The following is a 462-nucleotide window of genomic DNA, read 5'->3' as shown; positions in this document are numbered from 1 at the left end:
GGCTTGTGAATGACGAGCTCCTGATCGACGAACTCGATGCTGTCGTTGGCCGGGAAGTTCGCATCGGCCTCGTCGAGCGCCGCGTTCAGCCTGTCTCGCAGATCCTTCACGAAGCTCTTGCCGTCGGTGGGCAAGCCCACGATCTCGCAGTAGCGTGGCAGCTCCCGCCGGAATTCCTCGTCGGAAACCTGATGCCCCCGATAATCGTCGAAGCAGTCGCTGCCCTCGCCGTAAAGATCGCCGGAATTCAGTTCACGCATGAACTGGCTGAAGACAGCCAGTTCGAAGAACCGGCGGTGCAGCATCCGGCTGTCCCGGCCGTGCGGGAACACCGCGCGCTCCCACTTCTCCGGCAACCAGTCCAGCGGCAGGTTATCGAGGTCGTTGTCGGTCAGCAGCAGGTATTCGCGGTGCGCGTTCCGGAAGCCTTGCAGCCACGCGAGCGCGACCAGCACCGCGCGG

The 462-nt window shown here is 63.6% G+C and carries 1 pseudogene; it reads right to left on the bottom strand.

The window, feature by feature from the left end:
* A pseudogene (locus tag P0D80_RS51185) lies at window positions 1-462 on the bottom strand (Tn3 family transposase); the annotation flags it as partial.

It is taken from the genome of Paraburkholderia sp. RL17-373-BIF-A (assembly GCF_046030175.1).
GTDB lineage: Bacteria > Pseudomonadota > Gammaproteobacteria > Burkholderiales > Burkholderiaceae > Paraburkholderia.
Note: the sequence above shows the minus strand (reverse complement) of the source record. Positions and strands in the feature narration are given on the sequence as shown.